At 71.3% G+C, this 8,523-nt stretch carries 5 protein-coding genes and 1 pseudogene; 4 read left to right on the top strand and 2 right to left on the bottom strand.

Annotated elements, in window-relative coordinates; genetic code table 11:
* Positions 1-44 precede the first annotated feature (44 nt).
* Together ACFVYK_RS37390 and ACFVYK_RS37385 are read right to left on the bottom strand one after the other, a co-directional pair.
* Positions 45-2,087 (bottom strand): TIM-barrel domain-containing protein, encoded by a 2,043-nt coding sequence (locus ACFVYK_RS37390; protein ID WP_389781196.1) that lies wholly within the window; start codon positions 2,085-2,087, stop codon positions 45-47.
* A gap of 75 nt (positions 2,088-2,162) precedes the next feature.
* Positions 2,163-3,176 (bottom strand): LacI family DNA-binding transcriptional regulator, encoded by a 1,014-nt coding sequence (locus ACFVYK_RS37385; RefSeq protein ID WP_389781195.1) that lies wholly within the window; start codon positions 3,174-3,176, stop codon positions 2,163-2,165.
* Between the two features lie 410 nt (positions 3,177-3,586).
* On the opposite strand from ACFVYK_RS37385, the gene ACFVYK_RS37380 reads away from it, so the two are divergent.
* From ACFVYK_RS37380 to ACFVYK_RS37365, 4 genes and pseudogenes are all read left to right on the top strand, one after another.
* Positions 3,587-5,524 (top strand): acyl-CoA dehydrogenase family protein, encoded by a 1,938-nt coding sequence (locus ACFVYK_RS37380; protein WP_389781194.1) that lies wholly within the window; start codon positions 3,587-3,589, stop codon positions 5,522-5,524.
* Between the two features lie 94 nt (positions 5,525-5,618).
* Entirely contained in the window at positions 5,619-6,872 is a 1,254-nt protein-coding gene (gene dxr, locus ACFVYK_RS37375; RefSeq protein WP_389781193.1) for a 1-deoxy-D-xylulose-5-phosphate reductoisomerase, read from the top strand.
* Positions 6,869-8,173 (top strand): M50 family metallopeptidase, encoded by a 1,305-nt coding sequence (locus tag ACFVYK_RS37370; protein ID WP_389781192.1) that lies wholly within the window; start codon positions 6,869-6,871, stop codon positions 8,171-8,173. Before dxr ends, ACFVYK_RS37370 begins: the two co-directional genes overlap by 4 nt.
* 227 nt (positions 8,174-8,400) lie before the next feature.
* A pseudogene (locus tag ACFVYK_RS37365) lies at positions 8,401-8,523 on the top strand (4-hydroxy-3-methylbut-2-en-1-yl diphosphate synthase); the annotation flags it as partial.

Here is an 8,523-nt window from a genome sequence, read left to right as displayed (position 1 = left end):
CGGCCGGTCCCACCCCCTCCGTGGGACCGGCCGCGCCGGCGCGGCTACTCCGCCACCGGCAGCCGCGCCCCGTCCCGCAGGAACAGCGGGAGCCGGTCCAGCGGGGCGTCGACCGTCACGGACGAACCGCCTTCGTAGGTCTCGCCCGTCCACGCGTCGGTCCAGACCGCGCCCGCCGGCAGGTGCACCGCGCGGTCCGTGGCCCCCGCCGTCAGCACCGGGGCGACGAGCAGGTCTCGGCCGAAGAGGTAGGCGTCGTCCACCGACCAGGCCGCCCGGTCGTCGGGGAACTCCAGGAACAGCGGCCGCATCGGCGGCAGGCCCTCCTCGTGCGCCTCGCGCATCACCCGCAGCACATACGGCTTGAGCCGCTCGCGAAGCCGCAGGTACTTCTCCAGGATCGCGCCGGCCTCCTCACCGTAGGACCACACCTCGTTCGGACCGCCCGTCATGTCCGGGCCCAGCGGCATGCCGGGGTCGCGGAAGCCGTGCAGCCGCATCAGCGGCGACAGCGCGCCGAACTGGAACCAGCGGACCATGACCTCCCGGTACTCCGGGTCGTTCGGGTCGCCGCCGTGGAAGCCGCCGATGTCGGTGTTCCACCACGGGATGCCCGACAGCGCGGTGTTCAGGCCGGCCGCGATCTGACGGCGCAGGGTCGGGAAGTCGGTGCCGATGTCACCGGACCACAGGGCGGCGCCGTAGCGCTGACTGCCCGCCCACGCCGAACGGTTGAGGCTGACGATCTCCTCCTCGCCGGCCGCGCGCAGCCCCTCGTAGAAGGTGCGGGCGTTGTCGGCCGGGTAGATGTTGCCGACCTCCAGGCCCGGGCCCGCCCAGTACCGCAGGTTCTCCGGGAAACCGGGCTTCAGCTCGGGCTCGCAGGCGTCCAGCCAGAACGCCGTGATGCCGTACGGGGTGAGGTAGTTGTCGCGGATCTTCGACCAGAGGAACTCCCGGGCCTCGGGGTTCGTCGCGTCGTAGAACGCCACCTGGACGGTCGAGGCGACGCCCTTGTCCGGCCAGTCGGCATGGGCCATCGGGCCGTACTGGGTGCCGATGAAGTAGCCGCGCTGCTCCATCACCTGATGGTTCTCGCTCAGCGGCGACACCGACGGCCACACGCTCACCACCAACTTCACCCCGAGCTCGTCCAGTTCACGGACCATCGCCGCCGGGTCGGGCCACTCGCTCGGATCGAACTTCCACTCGCCGAGGTGCGTCCAGTGGAAGAAGTCGCAGACGATCGCGTCCAGGGGCAGGCCCCGGCGCTTGTACTCGCGTGCCACGCCGAGGAGTTCGTCCTGGGTGCGGTAGCGCAGCTTGCACTGCCAGAACCCGGCCGCCCACTCCGGCAGCATCGGGGTGCGGCCGGTGACCGCGCTGTAGCGGCGCTGGGCGTCGGCCGGGACGCCGGCCGTGATCCAGTAGTCGATCTGACGAGCGGAGTCCGCGACCCAGCGGGTGCCGTTGCCGGCCAGCTCGACGCGGCCGATCGCCGGGTTGTTCCACAGCAGCGTGTAACCACGGCTGGAGGTGAGCACCGGGATGCCGACCTCGGCGTTGCGCTGGACCAGGTCCAGGACCAGGCCCTTCTGGTCGAACCGGCCGTGCTGGTGCTGGCCCAGTCCGTACAGCTTCTCGTCCTCGTACGCGGCGAACCGCTGTTCCAGGCGGTGATGGCCGTTGCCTACCGCCGTGTAGAGGCGCGAGCCCGGCCACCAGAAGTGGGCGCGCTCCTCGGCCAGGATCTCCGTGCCGTCGTCCGTGCGCACGAAGCGGATCAGGCCCTCGGCGCTCACCTCGACGGTGAGCGCGCCGACCGTCAGCCGCCCCTCGTCGTCACCGGTCTTGACGGTGCTCTCGGTGGCCGGCGGCTCGTCGAGCAGCGCGCCCGGCAGCCCGTGCAGGATCGGTCCGCCGAGCCGGGCGCGCACCCGGACGGCGTCCGGACCCCAGGGTTCGACGCGCAGGGTCTCCTGGCGGCCGCTCCACTCCAGCGCGCCGCCTTGCTCACGGAAGGTGCCGACGGTGGGGGAGGACTGCGCGAGGCTGACCTGGGGCGGGCTTTCGGCGGGCTGGTTCATGTGGAGTGCTCCTTGAAGGAGTGCAGACATGGCGGTGCCCCGGCGAGGGCACGACGGCGACAAAGCGGGGGTGGCTCAGGAGGCGACGGAGACCGGTCCGGTGCTGGCCCGGACCGTCAGCTCGGGCGCGATCAGCACGACCTCGTCGCCGCCGTGTCCCTCCAGCTTGGCGACCAGGCGTTCCACCGCGTGCCGGCCCATCTCCTGCGCGGGGATGGCGACGGAGGTCAGCCGCACCGAGGCCTGGACGGCGACCTGGTCGGGGCAGATCGCCACCACCGAGACGTCCTCAGGCACGGCCCGGCCCTGCTGCCGCAGCAGGGCGAGCAGCGGTTCCACCGCCGACTCGTTCTGCACGACGAACCCGGTGGTGCCCGGACGCTCGTCGAGGATCCGGGCCAGGGTCGCGGCCATCGCGTCGTAGCCGCCCTCGCAGGGGCGGTGCAGCAGCCGCAGGCCCAGCTCCCTCGCCCGGCCCCGCAGCCCGTCGAGCGTGCGCTCGGCGAAGCCGGTGTGCCGTTCGTAGACCGCCGGGGCCTCGCCGATGACGGCGATGTCGCGGTGACCGAGGGTGGCCAGGTGCTCCACGCACAGCGCGCCGGTCGCCCCGAAGTCCAGGTCGACGCAGGTCAGCCCGGAGGTGTCGGCCGGCAGACCGATCAGGACGGACGGCTGGTCGGTGGAGCGCAGCAGGGGCAGCCGCTCGTCGTCGAGTTCGACGTCCATCAGGATCATCGCGTCGGCGAGCCCGCTGCCGGTGACGCGGCGGACCGCGTCGGAGCCCTCCTCGCCGGTGAGCAGCAGGACGTCGTACCCGTGCGTGCGGGCCGTCGTGGCCACCGCGATGGCGATCTCCATCATCACCGGCACGTAGATGTCGGTGCGCAGCGGGATCATCAGCGCGATGATGTTCGACCTGCTGCTGGCCAGGGCGCGCGCGCCCGCGTTCGGGTGGTAGCCGAGTTCCCGGATGCTCTGTTCGACGCGCTGCCGGGTGGTCGTGGAGATGGACCGCTTGCCACTGAGGCAATAGCTCACCGTGCTCGCCGAGACTCCGGCGTGCTGGGCGACCTCGGCGAGGGTGACCATCCAGCTCTCCAAGTTTGTGAAGCGCTTCGACAGTGCGCAGGGCGAACAAAGGCGGGTGAGGGTGGTTCGACAGTAGCTCTAGCGCGAGTGGGTGTCCATAGGTTGTCGAAGCGCTTCGACAGCGACTTGTGGGAGATTGGTGGAGAAGGGTACGGGAAGCTGCCACGGGAGTCGCCCACACCCGTTCGGCGCAGACCGCGCGGCGCCGGGAAGGGCCGTCCCGGCCCGCGTCCGGGGGCCGCGATCCGCCGGAGCGCCGCCGCTGCGGACCGAAGCCGCCGGGCCCGGGCCCGCTCGAAGGCGCGCGCGTGGGGTGGCCACCGCGGCCCGGATCGGGTACCAACGATCGGGTAGCACCCATCGGTAACCAAATGTGGCCCGAGATCCCGATTCGCGGCGAGGTGAGCCTCATGTCCGCACCACCCCTCAAGAAACCCACCGTCACCGAGCGTGAGGCCCGTCAGGTCGCCGAGGCCGCCCGGGAGCAGGACTGGCGCAAGCCCAGCTTCGCCAAGGAGCTGTTCCTCGGCCGCTTCCGCCTCGACCTCGTCCACCCGCATCCGGTCCCCTCCGCGGAGGCCGTCCGGCGCGGCGAGGCGTTCCTGGCCAAGCTCCGCGACTTCTGCGAGACGCAGGTGGACGCGGCCCGCATCGAACGCGAGGCCCGCATCCCCGACGAGGTCGTGCGCGGGCTCAAGGAGCTCGGCGCCCTCGGCATGAAGATCGACCCCAAGTACGGCGGCCTCGGCCTCACCCAGGTGTACTACAACAAGGCCCTGGCTCTGGTGGGCTCGGTCAGCCCGGCCGTCGGCGTGCTGCTGTCGGCGCACCAGTCGATCGGCGTGCCGCAGCCGCTGAAGATGTTCGGCACCCCCGAGCAGAAGCAGAAGTTCCTGCCCCGCTGCGCCACCACCGACATCAGCGCCTTCCTCCTCACCGAGCCGGACGTCGGCTCAGACCCCGCACGCCTGGCGACCAGCGCGGTGCCCGACGGGGACGACTACGTCCTCGACGGGGTGAAGCTGTGGACCACCAACGGCGTGGTCGCCGACCTGCTGGTCGTGATGGCGCGGGTGCCCAGGAGCGAGGGGCACAGGGGCGGCATCACCGCCTTCGTCGTGGAGAGCGACTCGCCGGGCATCACCGTCGAGAACCGCAACGCCTTCATGGGCCTGCGCGGCATCGAGAACGGCGTCACCCGCTTCCACCAGGTCCGGGTCCCCGCCGCGAACCGCGTCGGCCCCGAGGGCGCGGGCCTGAAGATCGCCCTGACCACGCTCAACACCGGCCGGCTCTCGCTGCCCGCGTCCTGCGTGGCGGCCGGCAAGTGGTGCCTGAAGATCGCCCGCGAGTGGTCGGCCGCCCGCGAGCAGTGGGGCAAGCCGATCGCCCACCACGAGGCGGTCGGCGCGAAGATCTCCTTCATCGCGGCGACCACCTTCGCGCTGGAGGCGGTGCTCGACCTGTCCTCGCAGATGTCCGACGAGGACCGCAACGACATCCGCATCGAGGGCGCGCTGGCCAAGCTCTTCGCCTCCGAGATGGGCTGGCGCATGGCCGACGAGCTGGTCCAGATCCGCGGCGGCCGCGGCTTCGAGACGGCGGAGTCCCTCGCCGCCCGCGGCGAGAAGGCGGTCCCGGCCGAACAGGTGCTGCGCGACCTGCGGATCAACCGCATCTTCGAGGGCTCGACGGAGATCATGCACCTCCTCATCGCCCGCGAGGCCGTCGACGCCCACCTCTCGGTGGCCGGCGACCTCATCGACCCCGACAAGTCCCTCCAGGACAAGGCGAAGGCGGGTGCGAACGCCGGCGTCTTCTACGCCAAGTGGCTGCCGAAGCTGGTCGCCGGACCAGGGCAACTGCCTTCGTCCTACGCGGAGTTCAAGCACGCAGGCGTCGACCTGTCGCCGCACCTGCGGCACGTCGAGCGGCACGCCCGCAAGCTCGCCCGCTCCACCTTCTACGCCATGTCCCGCTGGCAGGGCCGGATGGAGACCAAGCAGGGCTTCCTCGGCCGGATCGTCGACATCGGCGCGGAACTGTTCGCGATGAGCGCGGCCTGCGTGCGCGCCGAACTGCTGCGCTCGCGCGGCGAGAACGGCCGCGAGGCCTACCAGCTGGCCGACGTGTTCTGCCGGCAGTCCCGCATCCGCGTCGACGAGCTCTTCGCGCGTCTGTGGCACAACACCGACGAACTGGACCGCAAGGTCGTCAAGGGTGTCATGGCGGGCGCCTACGAGTGGCTGGAACAGGGCATCGTCGATCCCTCCGGGGACGGCCCCTGGATCGCCGACGCCGCCCCCGGCCCCAGCGACCGGGAGAACGTCCACCGCCCGATCAGGTGAGCCGTCGAACACGCTTGCTCTCTTCGCAGGCCGCAGGGCGTCCCCCCGGGGACGCCCTGTCCTGCCGTTCGCCGCGTGCGGCGACAATGGGGGGATGAGCGACAGTCCAGCCCCCCTCGCCGACCCGCATCTCGTCTACGACCCCGTCGTGGGCGACGGCCCCAAGGACGTGGTGATCCTCGGATCCACCGGCTCGATCGGGACCCAGGCCATCGACCTCGTACTGCGCCATCCGGACCGCTTCCGGGTGACCGGCCTGTCCGCCAACGGCGGCCGGGTCGCCCTCCTCGCCGAGCAGGCCCGCCGGCTGCGGGTCCGGACCGTCGCGGTCGCCCGCGAGGACGTCGTGCCCGCCCTGCGCGAGGCGCTGGCCGCCGAGTACGGCACGGGAGAGCCGCTGCCCGAGATCCTCGCCGGCGCCGGCGCGGCCACCGAGCTCGCCGCGTCCGACTGCCACACCGTGCTGAACGGCATCACCGGCTCCATCGGCCTCGCGCCCACCCTCGCCGCCCTGGAGGCGGGCCGCACCCTCGCGCTCGCCAACAAGGAGTCGCTCATCGTCGGCGGCCCGCTGGTCAAGGCGCTCGCGAAGCCGGGGCAGATCATCCCGGTGGACTCCGAGCACGCGGCGCTCTTCCAGTGCCTGGCCGCCGGCACCCGGGCCGACGTCCGCAAGCTGGTCGTCACCGCCTCCGGCGGTCCCTTCCGCGGCCGGACGAAGGCGGAACTGGCCGACGTGACGGTCGAGGACGCCCTCGCCCACCCCACCTGGTCCATGGGCCCGGTGATCACGATCAACTCCGCGACGCTCGTCAACAAGGGCCTGGAGGTCATCGAAGCCCACCTGCTCTACGACATTCCCTTCTCGCGCATTGAGGTGGTCGTCCACCCGCAGTCGTATGTCCACTCGATGGTTGAGTTCACGGACGGATCGACACTGGCGCAGGCGACGCCCCCCGACATGCGCGGGCCGATCGCCGTCGGCCTCGGCTGGCCCGGGCGCGTCCCCGAAGCCGCGCCCGCCTTCGACTGGAGCACCGCGTCGACGTGGGAGTTCTTCCCGCTCGACGAGGAGGCCTTCCCCTCGGTCGGCCTCGCCCGGCACGTGGGCGAGCTCGCGGGCACGGCCCCGGCGGTGTTCAATGCCGCCAACGAGGAGTGCGTGGAGGCGTTCCGCAGGGGCGCGCTGCCGTTCAACGGCATCATGGAGACCGTCACCCGGGTCGTGCACGAGCACGGCACGCCGGTGACGGGAACTTCACTGACCGTGCCGGACGTCCTCGAAGCGGAGACCTGGGCACGGGCCCGGGCCCAAGAACTGACGGCTACCGCGGAGGCGCGTGCATGACAGCCCTGATGATGATCCTCGGCATAGTCGTCTTCGCGGCGGGGCTGCTCTTCTCGATCGCCTGGCACGAGCTGGGGCACCTGTCCACGGCCAAGCTCTTCGGCATCCGGGTCCCGCAGTACATGGTCGGCTTCGGGCCGACCGTCTTCTCGCGCAAGAAGGGCGACACCGAGTACGGCGTCAAGGCCGTCCCGCTGGGCGGCTACATCCGCATGATCGGCATGTTCCCGCCCGGCGACGACGGCCGGATCACGGCCCGCTCCACCTCGCCCTGGCGCGGCATGATCGAGGACGCCCGCTCGGCGGCCTACGAGGAGCTGCAGCCCGGCGACGAGACGCGCATGTTCTACACCCGCAAGCCGTGGAAACGCGTCATCGTCATGTTCGCCGGACCGTTCATGAACCTGATCCTCGCGATCGGCCTGTTCCTCACGGTCCTGATGGGCTTCGGCATCTCCCAGCAGACCACCAGCGTCAGCTCGGTCTCCCCGTGCGTCATCGCACAGAGCCAGAACCGTGACGCGTGCAAGCCGACCGACCCGGCCTCCCCGGCCGCGGCCGCCGGCATGAAGCCGGGCGACAGGATCGTCTCCTTCGCCGGTCACCGGACGGACGACTGGGACACCCTCTCCGACCTGATCCGGGTCAGCGCCGGCAAGGACGTGGCGATCGTCGTCGACCGCAAGGGCCGGGAACTGACCCTGCACGCGAAGATCGCCACCAACATGGTCGCCCAGAAGGACTCCAGCGGGGCCTACGTCCAGGGCAAGTACGTCAAGGCCGGATTCCTCGGCTTCAGCGCGGCCAACGGCGTCGTCAAACAGGACTTCGGCGACTCCGTGTCCTGGATGACCGACCGGGTCGGCGAGGCCGTGGACTCCCTCGCCGCCCTGCCCGGCAAGATCCCGGCCCTGTGGAACGCGGCCTTCGACGGCGCCCCCCGCGAGCCCGACTCGCCCATGGGCGTGGTGGGCGCGGCCCGCGTCGGCGGAGAGATCTTCACCCTGGACATCCCCGCCTCGCAGCAGCTCGCCCTGGCCGTGATGCTCGTCGCCGGCTTCAACCTGTCCCTCTTCCTGTTCAACATGCTCCCGCTGCTGCCCCTGGACGGCGGGCACATCGCGGGCGCCCTGTGGGAGTCGCTGCGCCGCAACCTCGCCAGGGTCATGCGCAGGCCGGACCCGGGCCCCTTCGACGTGGCGAAGCTGATGCCGGTCGCGTACGTGGTGGCGGGCATCTTCATCTGCTTCACCGTGCTCGTCCTGATCGCGGACGTCGTCAACCCGGTGAAGATCTCGTAGCGGCAGGCCTCGCCGCCCCCGGCGGCCGGCGGCTCGCGACGGCCCGGCACTTTCCTCGTGCCGGGCCGTCCCGCGTTCCAGGGGATCGACGGCCGGGGGGTGCCCCGCCCGGGTGGTTCCCGGGTGCGGGAGTGCTCCCGGCCCGGCCGGTGCCGTAATCTCGAAGCCTGGAACCCGCCTGAAGACGGGACCTGGGCCTTGATCCACGACTTGGGGTTGCACAGCAGATGACTGCGATTTCTCTCGGCATGCCGTCCGTTCCGACCAAGCTCGCCGAGCGCCGCAAGAGCCGGCAGATCCAGGTCGGCTCCGTGGCGGTGGGCGGAGACGCGCCGGTGTCGGTGCAGTCG

Origin of the sequence: Streptomyces sp. NPDC058291 (assembly GCF_042880855.1) — a bacterium.
GTDB lineage: Bacteria > Actinomycetota > Actinomycetes > Streptomycetales > Streptomycetaceae > Streptomyces.
The sequence above is the reverse complement of the archived record's forward strand: the minus strand, read 5'-3'. Positions and strand labels throughout refer to the sequence as shown.